The following is a 22,045-nucleotide window of genomic DNA, read 5'->3' as shown; positions in this document are numbered from 1 at the left end:
TTATTTTTGCTCTAAATACCAAAACTCATAAATGATTGTCAAAAATTTTTGATTAATTCTATAGCAGAGCTTAATGTGTATTTTTGAGGGATCAATACAATATATTTGGGGCATTTTTCTTTTAAAACACTATAGGTTGAAGGCCCAATTGAAACTATTTTAATATCATCTTTTTTAATATAATTACAAAATGCTTCTGCAATCAATGGCGAAGATAACAAAACATATTGTACGTCATTTTTAATTAAAAATTCATTTATACTTAACAAATTCTTATCGTTTAATCTTTCCTCATAAAGATTTATTTCAACAAAATTTATACTTTTTTCTTTTAATATTTCATTTATATCCTTTAAACCTTGTTTAGATCTGGCTAACAAAACACACCTACTATTAATTTTTGATAATTCGATACCTAATTCCTTTCCTGTATAGCTTTTTGGTATTAAATCGGGTTTTCTACCTAAATAAATTTCTATTGATTTAGCTGTTTCCGAACCTACTGCAGCTAATTTCTTATTATTAATTTTTCCAACTATTAAATCAAAAACTTTGTTAATTTTGGCATCATTAGCTAAAATCTTTGGCCCTCTTGGGCTAGTAAATACTATCCAATCGCACTTATCAATATTATTTAAAAAATCTATTGAAGACTTATTTATTGGAATTATATCTAATATTGGCAAAAAAACAATTTGTACTTTATTTTCTAAGTCTTTTTGAATATGTTCCGGATATTCTGGCCCTAAATATAAAACTAACTTTTTTTCCATAAATTATCCCTCATCTTAATGGTTTTACCTACTATTATTATAGCAGGATTTTCTAAGCTGAGCTTATCGTAATTATCTAAAACTTCTTTAATTGATCCAGTAACAACTTTTTGCATTTCAGTAGTTGCATTCATAACTATTGCACATGATTCATCGTATCCTCTTACATTAGCAATTTTTTCTAAATTTTCTTTTAGAGTCGAAACACCCATCATAATAACAATTGTATCGCTGGACTTTGCTATTTCTTCAACCTTAACGGTTTTGCTGTGTTTTTCTTCAGCTTCTCTACCAGTTATAACAGAAAAACTTGATGATAACTTCCTATTAGTTAATGGTATACCAGAATAAACTGATGCCCCTATAAAAGAAGGAATTCCAGGTACAACTTCGCAATCTATTCCATGAGTAATTACATAATAGCATTCTTCTTCTCCTCTTCCAAAAATATAAGGATCCCCACCTTTTAGCCTAACTACCTTCTTACCTTCCATGGTTTTTTTAACTATTATTTCATTTATCTCCTCTTGTTCCATTTCATGTTTGCCGGGAGATTTTCCTGCATAAATTAATTCACAATCATTTTTACAATAATCTAAAACCTTTAGAGGTATTAGTCTATCATATATAACAACGTCAGCTTCTTTTAAAATTTTTAATGCTTTAACAGTTATTAAATCAGGATCTCCTGGTCCTGCTCCAACAATATATGCCTTACCCTTCAATTTATTTCAACACCTTATCAATAATACTATAAACAAATTCCCCAGCTTTTTTGCCTAATTTTTCTGCATTGTTTAAGTAATCCTTAAATCTAACTATTTCCATAAATTTTCCATCAAAGGAAGCAAGCCCGGTTATTATTACAATTTTATCATCATGTATTATAGATACTGCACCTAATGGTGAACTACAGCCCGCCTTCGCCTCTTTTAAAAATTCTCTTTCAGCTATTGCCATATAATGGGTCAACTTGTCTGTATAGTTCGAGATAGTTTTAACCTTCGAGTTATCTTTAATACCAACAATTGCTATTATGCCTTGGCCTGGTTCTGGTGGAAAAATATCTAATGGTAAAATAATTCTTTTTGGATCAAGTCCAAGCCTTCTGATACCTGATTCTGCTAATATGATATAATCATATTCATTATTGTTAAGTTTCTTAATTCTTGTATCTATATTACCCCTTAAAGGCTTAATAACCACTTTGTCATTATAATGCATTAGAAATGACTTTCTTCTCATGCTTGAAGTACCAACAATAGATCCTTCTGGTATTTTCTCTAAATCATCTACGACGTTTTTCGAAAAAATTAAAGAATCATTAGGAATTTCTCTCGGCAAAACCATTATTATATCAAGCCTTGGATCTATATCTTTAGGCAAATCTTTCATACTATGAACAGCAATATCAGCTTCTCCTTTAAGTACTGTATTATTAACTTCTTTTTCAAATAAACCTTTTTCACCTATGCTGTATAAAGGCTTGTCCTGAATAATATCTCCTTTAGTTTTAACAACTTTAATTTCTAAATCAACATTTACAAATTTATTTATATAGCTCTTAAACAGTTCAACCTGTTTTAAACTTAACTTGCTTCCCCTTGTTGAGACAACTAATTTCAATCATGTCCCCCTAATAATTTCAGCTATTTTTTCTGCAGTATAATGTATTATATCATCATTGTGCTCATAACTTGTAAATATGGTCTCAAATTGGCTTGGAGGTATAAATACTCCTTTAGATAAGAGTTTTTCATGCAACTTGGCATAGCTTTCTTTATCAGCTTTCCTTGCATCATCTGCATTAAATACATCTTTTTCTGTAAAGAATATTTGCATCATGCTTTCTACTCTATTTATAGTATATTTTATTCCGTAATCAATCAATAATTCATTTAACATCTTCGCTGCTTTAGATGCTTTATCTAATACATTGTTTTTTTCTATAAACTCCAATGTGGAGAGACCTGCAACCATAGATATAGGGTGAGCATTAAAAGTTCCTGCATTAAAAACTTTACCTTCAGGCGTTAGAGATTCTAAGATTTCCTTTTTAGATACTATTGCCCCTATCGGGAATCCACCTCCTATTATTTTTCCTAAAGTTACTATATCAGATTCTATGCCAAAATATTCTTGAGCTCCTCCCATAGATATTCTGAAACCTGTTATTACTTCATCAAATATTAAAAGAGATCCATTATTCTTTGTGATCTTTCTAATTCCCCATAAAAAATCCTTATCGGGCTTAATAACACCCATATTTCCTATAACTGGCTCTAAAATAACAGCAGCTATTTGATCGCCATAATTGCTAAATATAGATTCTATAGAGTTCAAATCATTATACTTAGCAACTAAAGTTAGCTTTGCAACATCCTCAGGCACACCTAGGCTATTTGGCGCTCCAAACTCAGTTGCAGCGCTACCTGCTTGGACAAGAACAGAGTCATGAGATCCATGATAGCAACCATCAAATTTAACTATATATTTTCTATTAGTAAAACCTCTAGCAAGCCTAATTGCAGTCATAGTTGCTTCCGTTCCAGAATTAACAAACCTGATCATTCCCCCAGGCTTTATATAGCTTATTATTTTTTCAGCCAACTTTATCTCGTTCTCCTTGGGCACACCAAATAGCCATCCTTTATCCAGCTCTTCTTTAATTTTACTTAATACATATTCGTTAGAATGACCTAATATAAGTGGTCCATAACCCAATACATAATCTATTAGTTTGCTTCCGTCTTCACTGTATATATATGCACCTTTACCATACTTAGCAAAAAAAGGATAAGGCTTTACAGCTGCCCTGACTGGACTATTTACACCTCCTGGAAAAACTTCTTTTGCTCTTTCATATAGCATCTTGTTTCTATCGTTCAATATTATACACCTATTAATGCTGTTAACTAAAAATGTATTAAGTGTTAATAAATTTGGCTATTCAAATTCATTTATTATTTCATATACCTTCTTTATTAATTCCCTTCTCGGCATTACACCTAACTCTATATCATTGATTATTCTTGATATTTCTTCAGGATTTTCTGATAAAAGTAATGAAAAGCTACCTATCCATGAGTTCAATTTTATAAGCTTCTTCATAAAATTTGATATTAATATGGGGTCTTTAGTTCCAATTTTTTCTGAGATTGCTATTATTAATGCCATAGGTCTTTCTTTCTGCAATTCCCAAGATGGTTCATCTAACATACTTTTACCCTAATTAACAGTATCTGTATTACTTTATTTCAGTTGTCTAATTCAATAATACCAAATCAATTTAATTATTTTATTTATAATAATTTTAAAACTATGGATATATTCTGTTTCCACTTTCCTTTAACGCTTTATATCCTGGAAGCCTTTTTTCAAGCTCTTTAAAGAATTCTTCGTTTTTAAGCGTGTCAATAAATTTTTCAACAAATTTGTTTTCCAATTTGTCTTTTCTCACGGCAAAATCATAAATTTCATAACCTATTGGTATAAAATCTAAGTTAAAAATTTCTGCCATAGCTCTCAAAGACATACCTGCATCAGCCCTACCTTGCAAAATTGCAGTAGCTACGGCAGAATGCGTTTTAACCTCATACATATAACCTCTTATAATTTTTTCTGGATTTGTAACTCCTATGTCTTTTAATAACTTATCCAGCAAAACTCTTGTTCCTGAGCCTTTGTTCCTATTTATTATAACTACATCATCTCTGAGAAAATCCTTAACCCCATTAATTTTCTTAGGATTACCTTTTTTAATTAATATTCCAACTTCTCTTGAATATCCTCTATATATGTATACTTTGTCTTCTAAACCCATTATCCTAGGCATGTGTATATTATAATTCATGGTATTTTCATCCAAAAGGTGAGATCCCGCTAAGTCAGCATCTCCTCGCTTAATAGCTTGCCATCCACCTAAGGAACCCACATTTATTATCCTAGTATTTTGTATTTTAGATACTCCAAGAATAACCTCAATTCCAGGACAATTGCTACCAATTATAGTTAAATCAGGAGGTTTAATTGAGGATGAAAATAAGTAAACATCTACTTCTTCGTTTTCTTCGAAATATTCTCTATTTTCTTCCGCAACTATATAACCATCGGAAATGCTAATTCCGGCAATTGAGCCAGAACCACTTAATATTGGATAAGCACTTAGACTATCTTTATTCCATACTAACTGAACAGGTATTAGTTCAGTAAATCCTTTGCCTGCATTTAATCTAAAAGGAATCTTAGCCTTCACTTTAGCTTTTTCAAAGTCTTTTTTCCCCATCATTTTTCTGACTACTGGATCAACAATGTTATATAGATTCATCATTGCAGATAATGGAAATCCTGGAAGGCCAAACAAGATCTTCTTACCTAAGACTGCTATAGCTGTTGGCTTACCAGGTCTTGACTTTAATCCATGTACTATAATTTTAGCTCCTATATCATTAAATACCTTATATATCATATCACCATAGCCGGCTGATGTGCTTCCAGTCGTAATTAGAATATCAGCCTCCTTTATGCTGTTTTCAATTTCATTTTTCATCTTCTCATAATTATCAGGTAATATTCCCTTAAAATAAACTTCAGAACCTAGTTCTTTTAGCATTGATGTTATCACATAACCATTTGTATCATAAACTTTACCATGAGGTAACTTGTTTCCGGGTTCTTCAATTTCCACTCCAGTTGAATAAACAATTATTTTGGGAGGCCTGAAAACTTTTACTTTATTTAATCCCAAACCAGCAAAAACTGCCAATTCCCTTGGAGTTATTTGAGTCCCCTTTCTTATTACTACGTCTCCAGTTGCAATATCACTTCCAGACATTGAAATATTTTCTCCAGGAGAAACCATCCTATAAACTTTTATGCTATTATCTTTCCTGCTAACATATTCTTCCATAACTATTGCATCAGCTCCCCTTGGAACCATAGCTCCTGTTGAGATCTGAGCTGCCTTACCTTCTGTAATTTCAATTGTTGGATTAGTTCCAACTTCAACTTTTCCTATAACCTCAAGTTCTTTTGGCTCTATTTCACTGGCTCCTGCTAAATCTATTGATCTAACTGCGTATCCATCAACTGTAGATCTATCAAAAGGAGGATAATCTATAGGAGCAATAAGATCTTCAGCTAAAACTTTATTCACTGACTCAAACAAAGGAACCTCTATAACACCTAAAGTATTTATTCCATTTAATTCTTTTTCTATTAAATTTAAAGCCTCCTCTACGGAGACCAATTTATGAAACACTAGTGCCATGTTTTTCACCTAATAATCTAATAAAGCTCTAAACCATTTATTTTTATAAATATTTCTATTTGCAACTTAAAAGAGGTTAAAATTAAATCTCTTTTTAATATTTTAATCTATAAAAATAATAATACAGTTAAGAATTTTATTAATAGAGATGGTATAAATGAAAAAAGAGGCAAGAATTTTCATAAATAAATGTAAAGAAAACATCTGTTGTGGAATAATATTAAGATTTTATTCAATAGATGGCTTTGTTATTTCACTTAATGGATGTAAAGATTTATGCGACAGACTTAAAGAAAGTGGATATTTTTATGAGCTATCGTATTTTAATGGAGATTGCAATTGTGGTATTAATAATAGCACGGAAGTAAATCAAAAATATCATTTATTTTTATTAAGTTTAATCGAAGAATTTGAAAATATTTATAAAAATGCGGGGGGTGGGGTTTGAACCCACGCAGGCCTACGCCAACGGGTCTTAGGCCCGTCCCCTTTGGCCAGGCTCGGGCACCCCCGCGCATTTATACAATTATCTAGCTTACCCTTAAAGTATTTATCGTTTGTTTTCCAGATAGGTTCCTTTTACCCTCTATCATGGATAATTCCACACAAAAATGAGAAACATATTTTTTAGAATATAATGAAAAATCTTTATAAATATTTAGATCATAATATTAATCTTCTATATCTATGTTCATTTCTTTTATTTTTTGAAGATATTTATCTCTAAATTCTGAGTTCATTTCTTTTATTTTTTTTAAGGCTTCAATAACCTTTTCCTTTGGATCTATACCTTCTTCCAAATCAATATATAATATTAACTTATTCTCAAGAGGATGAGGAACTTCATAATATGCAATATTTACGCCCTTTAATCCCTGTAGAGTTGTGGATAAAAGATTTCCCAAAGTATGATCTTCATTTTCTATTTCTATCTTATATATCCCCTGTTCGGTTTTGCTAATCTTAATATTGCCTACCATTTTATTACACCTTGCCTAACATTTCATACGTTTCCTTCCAACTATATTTAGTATATATCTTATTTTTATTCTCTTCTAAAATTCCTAAATTTAATCCCTCCTTTATAAAATGATCAGCTTCACTTATGTCTTTCTTGTAGAGAGTCAAATAACATGCAAGAACTTTTTTAACGGCATTACTATAATTTTTATCTGATATTTCCTTTAGATTTCTTTCTAAATCTTTTGCTAAAGATATTACCTTTTCCTTATTTGCTGTAGTTATAATAAAGCCATCATCAATCTCCGTTTTATATCCTTGCTTACTTAAAATAAAGACTAAAATATCTAAAAAATCCCTTCCACCACTTGGATTAATATCGCCAATATTATACTTAAACCCATTAACTTTACCTTTATTAGATTCAAAAGATAATATTTCTTTTATTTTAGACTTAATATAATTAATATCTCTGGGGGTTACAAAGAAAATTATAATTAATTTGTTATCTTCTATTCTAATTAATGCCTCTTGGCTTGATATGATCTCATTAATTTTTTTAAAGATAATTTCTGCATCGTACCCTTCTTTTAAACTAAAAACCAATTTCTTTTTTATATTTTTCATTAATGGCACCTACGGTGGTATCATTATTGTTTTTTTCATATCTATCTTTAAAAGTTTAGAAGTAGCTAAATTAGATATTTTTCTTTTTTCAACATTACCGCACTTAGGGCATTTAAGCTGGTCATTATTAATTGGAGTCATCACTTCCCCACATTTAGAGCACATAGAATATATTACACCAAATTGGGGTCCCTTTAATGAAAGATTGAATGGATTCGTTGAACTAATAACTTTAGCTAGTATAATATCTCCAGGCTTCACGATTTCAGTTAAATCATTATATTTATCTATACCAATTTGATTTGAAAGAATAGCACCAGATAAAGGACTTGAAAATTCATGTTCCCACTTAGGTCTTGGATATAAAACTATAACGCCAAATATGTCAACAAATATTATATTTTCTTTTACAGATGAGACTGAACATAAAACAATACTATTTTTCTTAGGTAATTTTAATTTTTTATGAGTATTCACAGATATCATCTTATTGTTGAGATCTATAGCTATTTTACCTAAGAAAGCCGACCTCAAAAATCCTGTTTCCTGATCTACATATACTCCTTCTCCTTCAACAAACTCTTCTTGTTGAGCTACGATTTCTCCAGGCACAACTACATCATTTTTCAAAGAGAACGACATCTACCTTTACCCTCCTTATCCTGCTTTTATGATGTTCCATTGAAGCTGGTATTGGAAATTCTCTAGTGCTTATTAATCTCAACCTATACCCCCACCTATAGCTTAAAGCAGAGTGGAAATTTAAATTTCCTGATTTGAGAACTGAATAAATTCTATTTGGACTCAATGAAAAAGCGTATTCTAAGAATGTTTTATCTGCATTTCTTTTCCATACGCCAAAAGGGGGATTCATAATTATTAAATCTATTGATCCTTTTTTAATTAGACCTAAATTTTTGTTTATATAAGCATTTATTAAAAAAAGCCTTCCTTTTAGCCCTAAGGACTCTTCAGCATATAAACATTGCCTGAAAAATCTTTCATCTACTTCAATACCTATGGCTTTCGATGCGCCAAAAATTAAAGAGGCTAAAGCTATTCTACAAGTCCCTGAACCCAAGTCGAGAACTATTGAATTTTCAATCACATTTGAAATATAAGCATGATTAAGCATATCCAAAATTATTTCAGATGGAGTATTATATTGCTCTAAGTTACGGCTAGGACTATCTATCGAAGGTAATTCATTTTCTAGAAAAACCTTAACATTTTTAATTACATCTTTTTTATTCAAGACTAACACCAATATTAAGTTACCATGGGAACATATAGTTATCAATTTTGCCAGCTAAAGCCATATAAGCTTCTCCTGGCGTCAAAACAGGTTTCTCATAATCAATCAAATCATCTATGGGGATCCTAGGACAACCGGTTATTATAAACGCGTCATACCAATCATTATCAATAGATCTTAGATTAATCTCATTTATGTTTTCTGATGAAAGCAAAACATATTGTTTTTTAGATAACATTTTTATTATCATGTTTATTATAAAAGGTCTATATTGACCAGTTTTTAAACCTATAATTACTCCCCAATGATTTGCTTCCATAGCCTTCGATATAGTAAATAATCTTTTTTTATAGTATTTAGCCCCTATTGGAGTAAAGTCTCTTACTGTATTACTATAAAGATCTATTTGAGCTATTGGCTTTAATGTAGCTAAATATAAACCCAATGGATGAAATTCTCCTCCACCTAAAAATATATATCCATCAATTTTTTTATTAAGAACTGGTCTAAAATCACAACCTATTATTTGCCCTGGCTCATAATATGGTGCTAATCCATTTGATTCGATAATATTATACTTTTTATTTGAAACAATATTAAAAATTTTATTATATAAATGGGTATGCTGCGCTGTCAATGCTACTGATATATTTTTAACATTATAACTATTTAATATTTCTAACGCCCTTAATACAAGAGTTTCATCAATATCTATTTTACTTAAAGCCTTAACAAATACTATTCTTTTCCTTATATTTTCAGGAAGGGATAAAGGAGATGCTATATAATTTGGATATTCTGAATGACCTATGTGAATAATTATATCTGGATTAAGAATAGAAAATATTTGATTATATTGTAAATCGCATGCGCCATATATGCTCTCCATGTGGATTATTGGCTCTACACCGTATTTTTCTCTTATACAATTAGCTATAGTGAGAGAAAATTGTTTTAAACCATCAGGAAGCTGAATTAAGGCTTTCTTACCTTTTATTTCAATATCGGGAAAAATTAAAGTATAAGGAATACCACATTCTAAACTTTCAGGCATTATTATTTCTCCGTTTTATCTTCAGATATTACAATTCTTGTTTTCTGTGGCAATTTTGAGGCTCCTCTTCTTAAAGCTTCTTTTATTTTCTCTATATCAGTTTTCCTACCCCACACTTCAATTAACTTATCTCCAGCATGAACTATAGCAGCAACACCTATAGGAGTACCGAAAGATAGCCTCATACCGTCTTGCAATCTGTCAGCTCCAGCAAATGCCATCATTTTATTTTCCCTTATTACCTGATGAGGATACTTTGGTATTCTCATATAATAGTTAGCATCTCCAACCTCTGTTGATAAATATTTACTTGTCATGACTCTTGCTGCTTCTAAGGCATTCGACCTTATTTGACCTGTTTCTAATGATATTAAGTCTAGCTTAACTTCATAATTTTTCAACATTTCTTTATTGCCCATTTCAAATTTTGTTATTTTAGGGGGTGGAGCGCCATGTATATACTCCTTTCTTGTATAAGGTTGACTAGTTATATGCGAATAGCATCTTCCAGGTCTCATTGGCATACTTTATCACCTACTTTACTTTTATATTCAACCCCTTTAAAAGTTTGTATTCTATTTAAAAAACTAACCTAAGACTTCAAAGAATCTCAATATTTAAAAATTATGGATTAAGCTTTTATTCAATTTTAGATATAATAAAATGGGTAAGTAGAATGCAGGAGTTGCCAAAAGAAATAGAAGACTTTCTTCTTAACGATGTACCAAAAATAGCTAAAGAAGTTGATGAGAAAAATGAAGTGCCAAAAGCATTCATTAATAATATGAAAGAAATTGGTTTATTTAATCTAAGAAAATATGGATTAGGGGGATTGTATAAGGCGGTAAGACTGGCATCGAGATCTAGCCCAGCTATAGCTCATATAATAATGATTAGTGGCTCAGGGTCGTTAAAATCAGGAATTGATAATTCTATCTTTTCTGTTACAATAACTGAACCCGGTGGAGGAACTGATATAAAGGCAAATTTAAAGACTGTTGCTGAAGAGGATTCTGAAGGGAATGCTATTATAAATGGAGAGAAAATTTTTGGAAGCAATGCATTATATGCAGATCATTTCATAATTCTGGCCCAAAGTTCTCAAGGCCCAACTCTCTATTTAGCAGAAAAACAGGAAAATATAAAAATCAAGCCTATGGAATTGATTAGCTTTAGAGGTGCAGGTATTTCAAATGTAATTTACCAAGGGACAAAAGCCAAGAGGATTTCTAAACCTGGAAAAGGGCTTAGAGAGGCTCTTGAACTTATTAACTATGGTAGACTCGGTTATGGTTCTATAGCACTAGGAATAGCAGAGGGAGCCCTTAGCGAAGCAGGTAAAAATGCGTTAAGCAAGAAAATATTCGATAAAGAATTATCAGAATATCAATCAGTCAAATGGATGTATGCTGAAGTAGAAATTAAAATAAAATTACTTGAGTCTTTCATAGACAATGCAGTTCATAAATATGATAGCAACGGTTCTTTAGACCCATTAGATTCAGCCATATCAAAGGTTTCTGCAGGAGAGTTAGCGCAAAGAGCAACATGGATAGGAGTACAATTATTAGGAGGAAGAGGTCTTAGTTACGGGACTCTATTAGAGAGACTATCTAGAGACTCTAGAGTTTTAGACATAGGGGAAGGAGCAAGGGAAGTATTGCTTGACTTTATAGGAGATAATGCTACTAAGAAATATAAATAATTAATATTATAAACATTTAATGCATTTTTGAATCAATAATATAAATTGTGTAACTGTTATTTAGTTTTTAAAAGGAAAAATTTTTAAATATTAGAAATAAGTAAATATAACTAGGTGAAAAATGTGGAAAATAATGAAGTTAAACCTATAAAGGCCTTAATTCAATGCGTATCCGTACCTGACTATGATCTAGCTGCACAAATACTTAACTATTTGCTTGATAAAAAAGAACTAAGTGTTAGAGATTTAACCAAAGTTTTAAGTGTTAGTTATCCACTAGTTTTAAGAGTAGTCAATGATTTAGCAGGCTTAGGCATTGTTGAAACAAGTAAGCTAAAAGTTGAAGGCAGAGGTAGACCGAGAAAGTTAGTTAAAATTAACGTTAGCAAGCTCCTAGAAATGCTAGACGGTTGCAGAAAGAATTTAGATGAAGCTGAAAAAATATTAAAGCAAAAGCCTAGAATTTAAATTCCATTAATTGCTTCAACAAAGTTTATTATTACTTTATTAGGGTCTTTTGCTTTCATAACGGCGCTTGCTATTAGAACTCCAGATGATCCCAACTCAATAGCCTTAACAGCATCATCTGGCATGGTTATACCAGCCCCAGCTAAAACTGGTATATTTTTAATTTTTTTGACTGCACTTACAGAATCAGTTATTATTTCAGGCTTAGCTCTTGATACAGGTATTCCAGAACCTATAAGTTCTGGAGGCTCAACGGCTATCATTGTTGGATCCAAATAAGCTATACCAGCTGCTTCGCCAGAGGTATCGGCACAAACTAAAGATTCTTTTCCAACATCTTTAATTTTCTTCACTATTTTTTCTATATCCCTATAAATAATTTTATGTTCACTGTGATTTACTAAGGTTCCTTTAACCTCTAAATATTTTAATGAATCAGCAGACAAATAACCAGTATAAGCACCAAACTCTAATGGATCTAAATGCTGCAAAAATATATCATCATAAATGCTGTTCAGTTTACTTACCATGACTGATGGGACTGCTAGTATTATACGCACGTTATTATACTTAGATGTCAATTGGTTTGCTGTCCTTGCTATATCTAACGCAACATTATTATACGCGGTCTCGTATGACTTAAAATTTATAGCGAACACGTACCTCATTTTAACCACAATTTATCTATGAAAATTTTAACTAAATATGCTTAACAGAAAAATTTATAATAAAAATTTTGTTACAATTCTTCCAATTCATGCTTCAATTTGGGCTTATAACCTAACTCAAAAGGCCTGAACCTTTTTTCTAGTTTCTTTAATACATCAGGTAATGTAGTATATTCCATATCTTCTGGGCCTAATCTGTGCGGCATAAAGGGTCCATGCCTTCTCATATATTCTGCTATTATTTGAGCTTGCCTTCTGGTCTCATCGTATGCAACATCGTCAAATAAATCACTTGGTCCTATTAAATTTCCATTTTTAATATTAAAACCGAGGGCAGCTACTCTTGGCGGTCCATCAAATCTAGTCATTTTTGCATCCTTTATTCCAACGGGCATTAGTGGACCTGTATGACTTCCTCTCATCCATCCTTCAACCAAATGAGGAAATGAAAATGGCTCTAAAATTTCACCTAAAGCTGGAAATCCGCTTTGAGCTCTAACAATCATTACTGGATCATCTTTCCCTATGTATTTTCCTGCTATGAGGCTGAGCCTTTCTGAACTAATAACAGAAGCAATTTCTCCATCTTTTCTGTGGACATATTTAACAACATATCTAGATGGTGTTCCAATTAATGCTAGCAAATCATATAAATCTTGAGGTATATTAAAATCTATAGCTTTTCCTTCATAAACATCTAAAACTGTAAATATAAAACCATCATGCATCCTAGGATCAATTACTAAACCAGCTGTGTTAAATGGATCAGCAAAAATTTTATACAAGGGCAAATTAAATGCTCCAGGTTCTGTTTTGTCCGCCATAAACACTACAATAGGCTCTGCAGGCCTCTCATTAAATTCCATTTCAGCAACTCCAGGACCCATACCTCTTACGTTGCCACTAAATGAACTACTCAATAAATCCTGGCCTGCTGCATAGAGTCCTAAATCTTTAGCCACTTTTGCTGCTTCTTCAAACGCGTTCCATGCAGTACCGTGAATTTCTTTATTATCAGTACCTTTCTTATGAGTCATTATAAGTTGAAGATCGTCACCTACTGCAGTAACATAATAATCTATTAACAACCCATTTTTCTTGGCATCGGCTAAAACTCTTGTTGCTGCAAGCATTGTATCAGGGTGCACCTTATGATGGCCAGCTAGACTACCTATATCAGCCTTTATGACACTTAATGTTATTTTTTCTCCCATTTCATGCGCCACTAAAATCACCGATAATTCTAGGTTGTAAAAATCCTTAAAAATCTTTCACTTTATGAAATATGCTGTTAAAAAATAATTATAAAATAATTTACCATGGAACGCTTTTCAACTTTAGCTTATATGCAGTATAATTTGTTAACCTATGTAATGCATAGATAATCACTGCAAAAGCTAACTCAGCATATAAATTAAACACCTTTCCAGCAAATAAATAAAGAAAAATTAATGCACCAATGTAAAAGTCTAGTTGATCCAATAAAGGTGCAGGAGCTCCTCTTTCTAAACCTATTCTCCTTTTTATAAATGATGCTGTTAAATCTCCAAGGAGGGCCCCAATAGAAGCTATTAAAGAATCAAATAAGATATTGTGCCAAACTATTAGGCTTTCTATACCTCCTATTATAAGTCCTGCTATAATTCCCGACAAAAATCCACCCCATGTTTTACCGTCACCAAAAATTCTTCTTCCATCTCTCCATTTTTTCCCCATATCAATTGGAGGGAGGCCGTGTATAATAACAGGAGTTCCATTTGCTACCATTGCTGGTAATATAAATACAAAAATACTTAGCAAATTATAGCCAAAGTTTACTAAATCCATTTCACACCATCCCTAATTATCTCATATCCCAATATTACTTTTCTAGGCTTTAGTAATTTTAATTCAACTACTTTTTCATTTAACTTGTTTGTGATTCCTATTGCCTTTGCCCAGGGTATTATCCATGTATCCATAGACATTTTGCTGCTATCAAAATCTTCCTGAGTTATTTGACCTGTAGCAAAACCGCCAACAATACTTAATAATGAAGAAATAAAAGATAATTCTTTTTCTGAAGTATCATCATTGAAAGTTCTAAAAAGATAATTTATAGAGTCTATTATAATATATTTTTTCGATTCAATACCTTCTATAATTTCTTTTAATAGTTGTTCCTTTGTAACTACCAATTTTAAAGGAACATCATATATAAAATATTTACCATAGGTAAAAGTTTGAGCTTCTGTAGCTAAAAATACAAAATCTTTCCTTTTATTAATTAAATATTTTGAAATTTCAAACGCTAAATGAGTCTTCCCTGTTGCAGGTGGCCCATATATAACTAAAAATACATTATTATCAATAAAATTCGATATAAATGGATGAAGATTCCGCTCTTTTATACTCAAGAGCTTTCCTCTTCTTCAGATGCCTTTTCTACTAAAACTTCTCCTCCTGCTTCTTTCACTTTTTCTATAGCTTTTTTTGTTGCCTCTTTAACTATAACTTTTAATTTCTCATATACTTTTCCATCAGCTATTAATTTATCATAACCCATCTCAGTTAAGTTTACAACAATTCTATCCCCTTCTAAATTCCCAGTTTTCTTTAAATCATATGCTAGTTCATCAAGGTCTCTTAGGCTTATTTCATTTTTCTCATGCAATAATCTATTTCTTATTGGAGCGAAGCCTTTTGCTCCATACCAATTTGGATAGTATTTTAGCATCCAAGTTTTTCTATGTTTATTCATTCCAGAACCTCCAGTACCTCCTTTGCTTCCAGATTTTCTATGCTGTCCTACTCTTCCCCATCCCATAGATCTTGTTCTGCCTCTTAATTTCCTTGATTTTTTCCTGCTTCTTGCAGTCAAAGCCATTCTGTTCACCTACTTCCAACAAGTATTTAAAAGATTAGATTTAAAAATAAACTTGATCCTTAAGCCATCTTTAATATAAGATCGTTAATAGCTTTACCCCTATACCCAAGTTCTCCATTTGGATACAGCTTTTTAATTGATAAATCAAATCCTCCGCTAGGTGGATGCAATCTGAAGAATGGCTTAATTCCTTTCTCATCAAGTTTATTATAATGTATTTCTTCTTTAATTATTTTATCGGCAAACTCTTCTATGTTACTTAAACCAAGCTTATCCTTTATTACTTGATCTGTTATAGGCTTGTCTCCAACAATTTTCCCTCTACGCTTTATAAGCTCTATTAATGTCTCCTTATTTATTTCTCCCCATGTAATAGCGGATTGCCCTTCTCTTAATATATCCTTTATCCCATTAAGGCTTTCTGCATATAATACTGAAACAAAATTCCTCCTTAACCTTAATATATCTAAAACTTTCTCTACTTTTGGATCTAGTCCACTAGAACCTCTAATTCTAATTATAGCGTAAACCAAAGTTATCACCTAGTCCAATCCATTGGTGTAATTGTTCTAAATGTATTCCTTAATGCCATATATGTAGCTCTAGCAAAATTATACGATGTTCTTGTTTCTCCAAAAGTTTTTGCCCAAACATCTTTTATCCCAGCTAATGTTAACACTTTTTTAGCTACATCACCTGCAACTAATCCTGTACCTTTAGGTGCTGGCTTTAGTAATATAACTACACTTCCACTTTTTCCAATAACTGAGTATGGCACACTGTGCGGCTCACCACATGTACACTCCCAGCTACCACAACCTCTTCTTATTGGGGTTATATTGAGCTTGGCATTTCTTATGGCTTTATCTATTGAATCCCTAAATTGCTTAGCTTTGCTTTTTCCTACTCCTACATATCCATTTTTATTGCCTATAGCTACAGTTGCCCTATACCTTGCAATTCTACCTGCATCAGTCATTTTTTGAACCATTGTAACATCAATTATTTCAACTTGTAAATCTGGAAGAAGTACATCAACTATTTCTGGTTCTAAAATTGGCAAATTTCTCTTAAATATTTCATCAATACTTGTAATTTTACCTTCTTTAACAAGCTTTCCTACTTGTGTTTTAGGTTCCCAAACTTCTAATACTTGAGTGTTGCTCATTGCCTATCACCTTCCAAACTTATATTACTAAAGCTACTTTTTATTGTATTTAACACCTCCTCAAAGTGCTTGGATAGCTCCTCTGGAGGTAACCTCTCTAATTGTTTTGAGAATTGCCTTTTATAAAATTCTGGGTTGTTCTCTTTTAAATCTTGAGCCCATTTAGAAATACTTCCACATTTAATTCTCTCCTCATCGGGCAAAATATCATCAGAATGAGGAACTTTGATTCCGGCATCCAATAATCCTTTAAGAGATGCAAATACTCTACTTCCCTTAACTGGGGTTTGTAAACCTATATCTAAGACAACTTCTTTAATTCCCTTTTGTCTTGCTCTTAATCCAGCTAAGTATGCTGTTAAATATGCTGCACAAATGTTTTTACCATAACCTTTCCATTTATATAGTTTTGATAATTCTTTACTATGAGCAGCTGCTATTACTTTATCACCTTTTGCGTCAAACTCCACAATTTGAACTAAAATATATTTATTAGTTTTCCTAACAACAGCTCTTGGTTTTTGCGATATAACCAGTTTATACCTGAGATGATAATCTGTTTTACCTTGCCTTCTTCTCTTTAAAGCCAATTTATACCTAGGTCCTTCTTTCATGATTTAACACCTTTCATTAACTTATTTTCATCAATATATCTTCTTAAATCAGACAAACTACTAAATGCATTACCTTTAGAGAGCCTATAAAGTCTTCTATAAGTTCTAGAATCTATCATTTCTTTATCTCTTAAATATTTCAAATAAGTTCTGATCTTTCTTATTTTGTTTACCCATTCCTCTTCTTCATCAACTCTTGTTTTCTTTGTACCTTCTCTTTTACCATAACCCCTACGATGCCCTTTAACCCTCTTTATATGCCTTATTAACCATCTATGAGAGTTTGTTTTCATTGGTATTTTCTTAATTAAACCCCTTTCAATTAAAGCCCTCACATCATCTTTTGTTATTGCTTGGCTTATTTCTTCTTCATTTTCAGGATCAGGACTAATCCATATCCTACTCTCCCCTACTTTAAGTATTTCCGATGCAAGCCTTTTTTGAAGTTTATAATCCATATATACCACCATTGGCTACCCTAAAGCCTCTTTCTTTAGCTGCTTTAAGCAGTTCTACCCTTTTCTTAAGCCCTACAGAAGAAGCTATATAAATTATATGAGCGTTAGGGCTTAACAATTCTAGATCTTTTTTATTTGAAATAACCACAGGAATTAATCCTGATGGGTGCAAACCTCTTATAGCATTCTTATTTTTATATCCAACCTTAACAATTGGAGGATATCCCTTCCTTTGTAACCTCATTTTTGCATCTATTCCTTTAGGCTTCCTCCAACTATCTCCTAACCTCTTAAATCTCCACGATAAATATCTCATAAAATGAACTCTTCTCTTTTCCGAAATAGACTCTCTAATTTTCTTTCTTTGCTTAATTATATCCCTTGTTATTTGCTCAGAGCTCATTATTCAACCACCTCCCTTGAATAAATATAAATTCCATCCATAAACTTCCTTCTATCAAATTCTGTTATCTTTGTTGCTAGCTCTATGTTTGCAGCGCTTTGAGAAACCTTTTCTATATCATTTCCTTCCAAAATTATATCAGTACCTTGGATCTTTACATTGACTCCTGGCAATATTGTCGCATATCTTGGAGATTTCTCACCTATAAAGTTGCTTATTATTAATCTATTACCATCTTTCTTAACGCTTATTGGATAGTGACTGTATATTATTTTCAATTTATATCTAAATCCTTTGGTTACTCCGATAATCATATTTTTAACGTGAGCAACAACCGTGCCTACAGCCGCTTTTTTCTTAGCGTCAGCAAAGAAGGCTTGTACTATAAGCTTATTATCTTTAATTTCCATATTAATTCCCTTCATATGAGAAAAATCTTTTTCTAGCTGACCTTTACTCCCCTTTACTATAACCCTATTCCCTTCTAACTTTATTTCAACATTTTGTGGAATCTCTAAGTCTCTCATAGCCAGTATTTCTTTTGCCAATGTTAGCACCTACCTGTCTGCACTTCATTCTGGAGAATCAGTGCGTATAAAAATATTTAAATTCTATCTAATTTTTCTCTGATAACTTCTAACAAGTCTTCTTTTTTCATGACTCTATACCCTATTAATGGCTTTCTAAACTTTCCTATAACAATTATTCTATCAGGATCTTCTTCTGGTTTTGAATTGAATAGTCTTACTTTATAATAGCCTTTCTTTCTGCCCATATAGATGTAAGCAAACTTAGCTTTTTTGCTGCCCATATTTCATCGCCCTATGTTTATTATCAAATAAACGTTTTTAAGCTGTTCGTATTTAAAAACAAAATTATTTTATGCTAAGAAGTTTTCAATCTACTCTATTTATGATTATAATATCTATAATAAATAAAGCTTATTATTCATGACAAAGTAAATGACAACCCTCGCCCCTTCTAGAGACAGAGTAATATTTTTAAAGTTCTCGTTTTTTAATTTTTGCAAAAAATATAAGGCATGAGGGAAAGCACATAATGAGCATATCAAACTTGTCTGCGCCTTGCACAGATATTGGGAACACAAGGTAAATCCCACTGATGGCTTTTTGCCCTGAAGGATCTGAGCCTCTCGTTCTGGCAGTGAAGAAGAGTAATGGACTGAAAAGCTGGTCGATGGTCTACCACTAAACGAATGGAGCTGGTGGCTAAAAGCTACTAACTATGAAGTGATGAAGATGAAGGCTGTAAACCACAAAGTTATTACCCCTAAGGAAACGCTCATATTGAAGGGCTAGAGATCAGTATCCCAAGAGTTGTGTTAATCAGTACTCTTCATTTGTATTTCATATAATCATATCTCTATGGAGTTAATTTTAATTTTTTCTGTATTATAAAGTTAATTTTTCTATATCATATCTTAACTTATAAAAAGCTATATTTGAGGTTAGTTATTTCTACAAAAATATTTTAAAAATATTATTAAAAATGAGTTAAAGCTTTAAAAACATTTACTGAAGTGAAATCTTCTTCAATTGATTAGATATTCTCTCATACATCATAATAACATCTCTTGATAGGCTTGGCGGCACTTTCTTTAATGCTAATTCAAAGTGTTTAAATTCAACGGGAGATACCTCTAATTTTTCTCTTAATTTTATCATAACCGCCTCTCTTACTACAGCTGCTATGTCGGCTCCTGTATAGCCCTCAGTCATAGAAGCAAGCTTTTCTATAGACACATCGTTTGCTAGTGGGACTTTCTTTAAATGTATCTTAAATATTTGTTTTCTTGACTCAAGATCAGGTGGAGGCACATATATAAGTCTATCAAATCTTCCAGGCCTTAATAAAGCAGGATCAATTATATCAGGTCTGTTTGTAGCTGCTATTACTACAACATTAGACAGAGGTATTATGCCGTCTAATTCTGTTAATAATTGATTAACTATTCTATCAGTCACACCAGATGTATCGCTCTTAAATCCTCTTGCTGGGGCAATTGAATCTATTTCATCAAAAAATACAACTGTTGGAGCTACTTCTCTTGCTCTTTCAAATATTTTTCTGACAGCTTTTTCACTTTCACCTACCCATTTACTTAATACTTCTGGCCCTCTAACCGTTATGAAGTTAGCTCCGCTTTCTGTTGCAACCGCTTTTGCTAATAATGTCTTACCGGTTCCTGGAGGGCCATATAATAAAATACCTTTTGGAGGCTCTATGCCCATATCACTAAATACCTTTGGATATTTCATAGGCCATTCAACGGATTCTTTTAATTCTTGTTTAACATTATCTAATCCACCTATATCTTCCCAATGAACTTCTGGAACTTCTACGAAAATCTCCCTTATTAAAGATGGTCTTATTGATTTCATAGCGTCTAAGAAATGTTTCATGGATACTTCTAAGTTCTTTAGTATATCAGGTTTTATCGTTTCATTCTTAGATAAATCTACTTTTCCACTTGCCATAAATTCCCTTAACGCCGACATTGCAGCCTCTTTTACTAAAGCTGCTAAGTCTGCACCAGTATAACCGTTAGTTAATTCCGCTATTTTTTCTAACTGAACATCCTTAGATAAAGGAACATTTCTCGTATGTACCTTTAAAATTTCTATTCTTGCTCTCTTATCAGGAGGCCTTATCTCTATTTCTCTATCAAACCTGCCGGGTCTTCTTAAAGCAGGATCTACATCATCAGGTCTATTAGTTGCCCCTATAACTATTACTCTACCTCTTTCTTGCATACCATCCATTAGCGTTAATAATTGAGCAACTACCCTTTTCTCAACTTCCCCTGTTACTTCTTCTCTTTTAGGAGCTATTGCATCTATTTCATCGATAAATATTATAGATGGTGCATTATCTTGAGCTTCTTTAAATACCTCCCTTAGCCTCTCTTCACTTTCTCCGTAAAACTTACTCATGATTTCAGGACCATTTATTGTTGCAAAGTATGCTCCTATCTCATTAGCTAGCGCTTTTGCTAATAATGTCTTACCGGTTCCTGGAGGGCCATATAATAAAATACCTTTTGGAGGCTCTATGCCAAGTCTCTTAAAGACCTCTGGATGTCTCATAGGCAATTCTGCTATTTCCCTAATTTTTTCCTTAGCCTCTTCTAAATCCCCTATATCTTCCCATGTTACCCTTGTTGTTCTATGCACCGGAAACTCATTTTCCTTTACTGGTTCTTTTCTTAATTCTACGACAGTCTTATCTGTTACATATACATTATCAACTGGTTTAGTTTGAACTACAACTAAAGGTATTTCGCCTTGAACTAAAACAAGCTCTCCTTGAGTTAATGGCTTTCTGATAAATTCCTCTTTTATATCAGAAGGAGATAGATAAAAATCTATAGTAAAGGGTTCTGTTTTTTCTAATGGTGCAAACACAATTTTTTCAGCAGGCTTAACATTATCTGCTTTTTCTACATCGACGTAATCTCCAACACTAACTCCTAAAGACCATCTTAAATAACCATCCATTCTTATTATACCTGTATCTTCATCTTCGGAATGCAATGGCCAAACAACTGCTATTACTTGGCTTTTTTGACTCTTGACTTTAACAAAATCTCCTGTTTCTATACCTAATTTTTTCATAGTAGCTTGGTCTACTCTTACAATTTTTCTTCCAGGAGTGTCAGATCTGTACGCCTCTGATACTAGTAATGAAACACTTTCAGACATTTGTGTCACCGAATTTCTATTAACTCTAAAGGTTA

General features: G+C 32.2%; 28 protein-coding genes and 1 tRNA gene. 3 read left to right on the top strand and 26 right to left on the bottom strand.

The window, feature by feature from the left end; translation table 11 throughout:
• Positions 1 to 38: 38 nt before the first annotated feature.
• The 6 genes from Q0C16_RS07665 to Q0C16_RS07640 form a co-directional block, all read right to left on the bottom strand.
• Positions 39 to 773, bottom strand: coding sequence for a uroporphyrinogen-III synthase (locus Q0C16_RS07665; protein ID WP_292321009.1), 735 nt, complete (start codon positions 771 to 773; stop codon positions 39 to 41).
• On the bottom strand, positions 758 to 1,498 hold the full coding sequence (gene cobA, locus Q0C16_RS07660) for a uroporphyrinogen-III C-methyltransferase (protein ID WP_292321007.1): 741 nt from the start codon (positions 1,496 to 1,498) through the stop codon (positions 758 to 760). The genes Q0C16_RS07665 and cobA overlap by 16 nt, the downstream gene beginning before the upstream one ends.
• A gap of 1 nt (position 1,499) precedes the next feature.
• On the bottom strand, positions 1,500 to 2,399 hold the full coding sequence (gene hemC, locus Q0C16_RS07655) for a hydroxymethylbilane synthase (protein WP_292321005.1): 900 nt from the start codon (positions 2,397 to 2,399) through the stop codon (positions 1,500 to 1,502).
• A complete protein-coding gene (hemL, locus tag Q0C16_RS07650; protein ID WP_367117937.1) occupies positions 2,400 to 3,644 on the bottom strand; it encodes a glutamate-1-semialdehyde 2,1-aminomutase in 1,245 nt (414 codons plus the stop codon).
• 75 nt (positions 3,645 to 3,719) lie between these two features.
• Positions 3,720 to 3,992: a hypothetical protein gene (locus Q0C16_RS07645; RefSeq protein ID WP_292321003.1), complete on the bottom strand. Its 273-nt coding sequence runs from the start codon at positions 3,990 to 3,992 to the stop codon at positions 3,720 to 3,722.
• A gap of 100 nt (positions 3,993 to 4,092) precedes the next feature.
• The gene (locus Q0C16_RS07640) at positions 4,093 to 6,042 is read right to left on the bottom strand and encodes a molybdopterin biosynthesis protein (protein ID WP_292321001.1); all 1,950 of its coding nucleotides are present in this window, start codon (positions 6,040 to 6,042) and stop codon (positions 4,093 to 4,095) included.
• A 157-nt stretch (positions 6,043 to 6,199) separates the two neighbouring features.
• On the opposite strand from Q0C16_RS07640, the gene Q0C16_RS07635 reads away from it, so the two are divergent.
• Positions 6,200 to 6,490, top strand: a complete 291-nt coding sequence (locus Q0C16_RS07635) for a hypothetical protein (RefSeq protein ID WP_292320999.1) — start codon at positions 6,200 to 6,202, stop codon at positions 6,488 to 6,490.
• Here the strand turns inward: Q0C16_RS07635 and Q0C16_RS07630 are convergent.
• From Q0C16_RS07630 to Q0C16_RS07600, 7 genes are all read right to left on the bottom strand, one after another.
• Positions 6,472 to 6,556: transfer RNA gene (locus Q0C16_RS07630), tRNA-Leu, on the bottom strand. The two genes, Q0C16_RS07635 and Q0C16_RS07630, sit on opposite strands and share 19 nt — an antisense overlap.
• A 157-nt stretch (positions 6,557 to 6,713) precedes the next feature.
• A complete protein-coding gene (locus tag Q0C16_RS07625) occupies positions 6,714 to 7,022 on the bottom strand; it encodes an RpoL/Rpb11 RNA polymerase subunit family protein (protein WP_292320997.1) in 309 nt (102 codons plus the stop codon).
• A gap of 4 nt (positions 7,023 to 7,026) precedes the next feature.
• Positions 7,027 to 7,629, bottom strand: coding sequence for a DUF2067 domain-containing protein (locus Q0C16_RS07620; protein WP_292320996.1), 603 nt, complete (start codon positions 7,627 to 7,629; stop codon positions 7,027 to 7,029).
• Between the two features lie 9 nt (positions 7,630 to 7,638).
• A complete protein-coding gene (locus tag Q0C16_RS07615) occupies positions 7,639 to 8,271 on the bottom strand; it encodes an exosome complex RNA-binding protein Csl4 (protein WP_292320993.1) in 633 nt (210 codons plus the stop codon).
• Positions 8,249 to 8,884 (bottom strand): METTL5 family protein, encoded by a 636-nt coding sequence (locus Q0C16_RS07610; protein WP_292320991.1) that lies wholly within the window; start codon positions 8,882 to 8,884, stop codon positions 8,249 to 8,251. The genes Q0C16_RS07615 and Q0C16_RS07610 overlap by 23 nt, the downstream gene beginning before the upstream one ends.
• A gap of 19 nt (positions 8,885 to 8,903) precedes the next feature.
• Positions 8,904 to 9,938, bottom strand: a complete 1,035-nt coding sequence (dph2, locus tag Q0C16_RS07605; protein ID WP_292320989.1) for a diphthamide biosynthesis enzyme Dph2 — start codon at positions 9,936 to 9,938, stop codon at positions 8,904 to 8,906.
• A 2-nt stretch (positions 9,939 to 9,940) separates the two neighbouring features.
• Entirely contained in the window at positions 9,941 to 10,462 is a 522-nt protein-coding gene (locus tag Q0C16_RS07600) for a 50S ribosomal protein L16 (RefSeq protein WP_292320987.1), read from the bottom strand.
• Positions 10,463 to 10,614: 152 nt separating this feature from the next.
• Here Q0C16_RS07600 and Q0C16_RS07595 point away from each other — a divergent pair, with 152 nt between their 5' ends.
• Entirely contained in the window at positions 10,615 to 11,643 is a 1,029-nt protein-coding gene (locus tag Q0C16_RS07595) for an acyl-CoA dehydrogenase family protein (protein ID WP_292320985.1), read from the top strand.
• 123 nt (positions 11,644 to 11,766) lie between these two features.
• Complete coding sequence (locus tag Q0C16_RS07590; RefSeq protein WP_292320983.1) at positions 11,767 to 12,111, top strand: helix-turn-helix domain-containing protein; 345 nt, start codon at positions 11,767 to 11,769, stop codon at positions 12,109 to 12,111.
• Here Q0C16_RS07590 and tpiA read toward each other — a convergent pair.
• The 13 genes from tpiA to Q0C16_RS07525 all read right to left on the bottom strand — a co-directional run bounded on the left by tpiA (position 12,108) and on the right by Q0C16_RS07525 (position 22,010).
• Positions 12,108 to 12,779, bottom strand: a complete 672-nt coding sequence (gene tpiA, locus Q0C16_RS07585) for a triose-phosphate isomerase (protein ID WP_292320981.1) — start codon at positions 12,777 to 12,779, stop codon at positions 12,108 to 12,110. The genes Q0C16_RS07590 and tpiA overlap by 4 nt on opposite strands.
• A gap of 71 nt (positions 12,780 to 12,850) precedes the next feature.
• Positions 12,851 to 13,993 (bottom strand): fructose-1,6-bisphosphate aldolase/phosphatase, encoded by a 1,143-nt coding sequence (gene fbp, locus Q0C16_RS07580; protein WP_292321092.1) that lies wholly within the window; start codon positions 13,991 to 13,993, stop codon positions 12,851 to 12,853.
• Positions 13,994 to 14,093: 100 nt separating this feature from the next.
• Positions 14,094 to 14,606, bottom strand: a complete 513-nt coding sequence (locus Q0C16_RS07575) for a CDP-2,3-bis-(O-geranylgeranyl)-sn-glycerol synthase (protein WP_292320979.1) — start codon at positions 14,604 to 14,606, stop codon at positions 14,094 to 14,096.
• Positions 14,597 to 15,175 (bottom strand): AAA family ATPase, encoded by a 579-nt coding sequence (locus Q0C16_RS07570; protein WP_292320977.1) that lies wholly within the window; start codon positions 15,173 to 15,175, stop codon positions 14,597 to 14,599. The genes Q0C16_RS07575 and Q0C16_RS07570 overlap by 10 nt, the downstream gene beginning before the upstream one ends.
• A complete protein-coding gene (locus Q0C16_RS07565; RefSeq protein ID WP_292321089.1) occupies positions 15,172 to 15,645 on the bottom strand; it encodes an uL15 family ribosomal protein in 474 nt (157 codons plus the stop codon). The genes Q0C16_RS07570 and Q0C16_RS07565 overlap by 4 nt, the downstream gene beginning before the upstream one ends.
• A 59-nt stretch (positions 15,646 to 15,704) precedes the next feature.
• Positions 15,705 to 16,187, bottom strand: coding sequence for a 50S ribosomal protein L30 (locus Q0C16_RS07560; protein ID WP_292320975.1), 483 nt, complete (start codon positions 16,185 to 16,187; stop codon positions 15,705 to 15,707).
• Entirely contained in the window at positions 16,184 to 16,813 is a 630-nt protein-coding gene (locus Q0C16_RS07555; RefSeq protein ID WP_292320973.1) for a 30S ribosomal protein S5, read from the bottom strand. The genes Q0C16_RS07560 and Q0C16_RS07555 overlap by 4 nt, the downstream gene beginning before the upstream one ends.
• Entirely contained in the window at positions 16,810 to 17,427 is a 618-nt protein-coding gene (locus Q0C16_RS07550; protein ID WP_292320971.1) for a 50S ribosomal protein L18, read from the bottom strand. The genes Q0C16_RS07555 and Q0C16_RS07550 overlap by 4 nt, the downstream gene beginning before the upstream one ends.
• A complete protein-coding gene (locus Q0C16_RS07545) occupies positions 17,424 to 17,885 on the bottom strand; it encodes a 50S ribosomal protein L19e (protein ID WP_292320969.1) in 462 nt (153 codons plus the stop codon). The genes Q0C16_RS07550 and Q0C16_RS07545 overlap by 4 nt, the downstream gene beginning before the upstream one ends.
• On the bottom strand, positions 17,875 to 18,288 hold the full coding sequence (locus Q0C16_RS07540; protein ID WP_292320967.1) for a 50S ribosomal protein L32e: 414 nt from the start codon (positions 18,286 to 18,288) through the stop codon (positions 17,875 to 17,877). Before Q0C16_RS07540 ends, Q0C16_RS07545 begins: the two co-directional genes overlap by 11 nt.
• A complete protein-coding gene (locus Q0C16_RS07535) occupies positions 18,288 to 18,815 on the bottom strand; it encodes a 50S ribosomal protein L6 (RefSeq protein WP_367117936.1) in 528 nt (175 codons plus the stop codon). The genes Q0C16_RS07540 and Q0C16_RS07535 overlap by 1 nt, the downstream gene beginning before the upstream one ends.
• A 77-nt stretch (positions 18,816 to 18,892) precedes the next feature.
• Positions 18,893 to 19,099, bottom strand: coding sequence for a DUF5622 domain-containing protein (locus tag Q0C16_RS07530; protein WP_292320962.1), 207 nt, complete (start codon positions 19,097 to 19,099; stop codon positions 18,893 to 18,895).
• A gap of 721 nt (positions 19,100 to 19,820) precedes the next feature.
• Positions 19,821 to 22,010, bottom strand: coding sequence for a CDC48 family AAA ATPase (locus Q0C16_RS07525; RefSeq protein WP_292320960.1), 2,190 nt, complete (start codon positions 22,008 to 22,010; stop codon positions 19,821 to 19,823).
• Positions 22,011 to 22,045 lie beyond the last annotated feature (35 nt).

It is taken from the genome of Caldisphaera sp. (assembly GCF_023256325.1).
Classification (GTDB): Archaea; Thermoproteota; Thermoprotei_A; order Sulfolobales; family Acidilobaceae; genus Caldisphaera.
The sequence above is the reverse complement of the archived record's forward strand: the minus strand, read 5'-3'. Positions and strand labels throughout refer to the sequence as shown.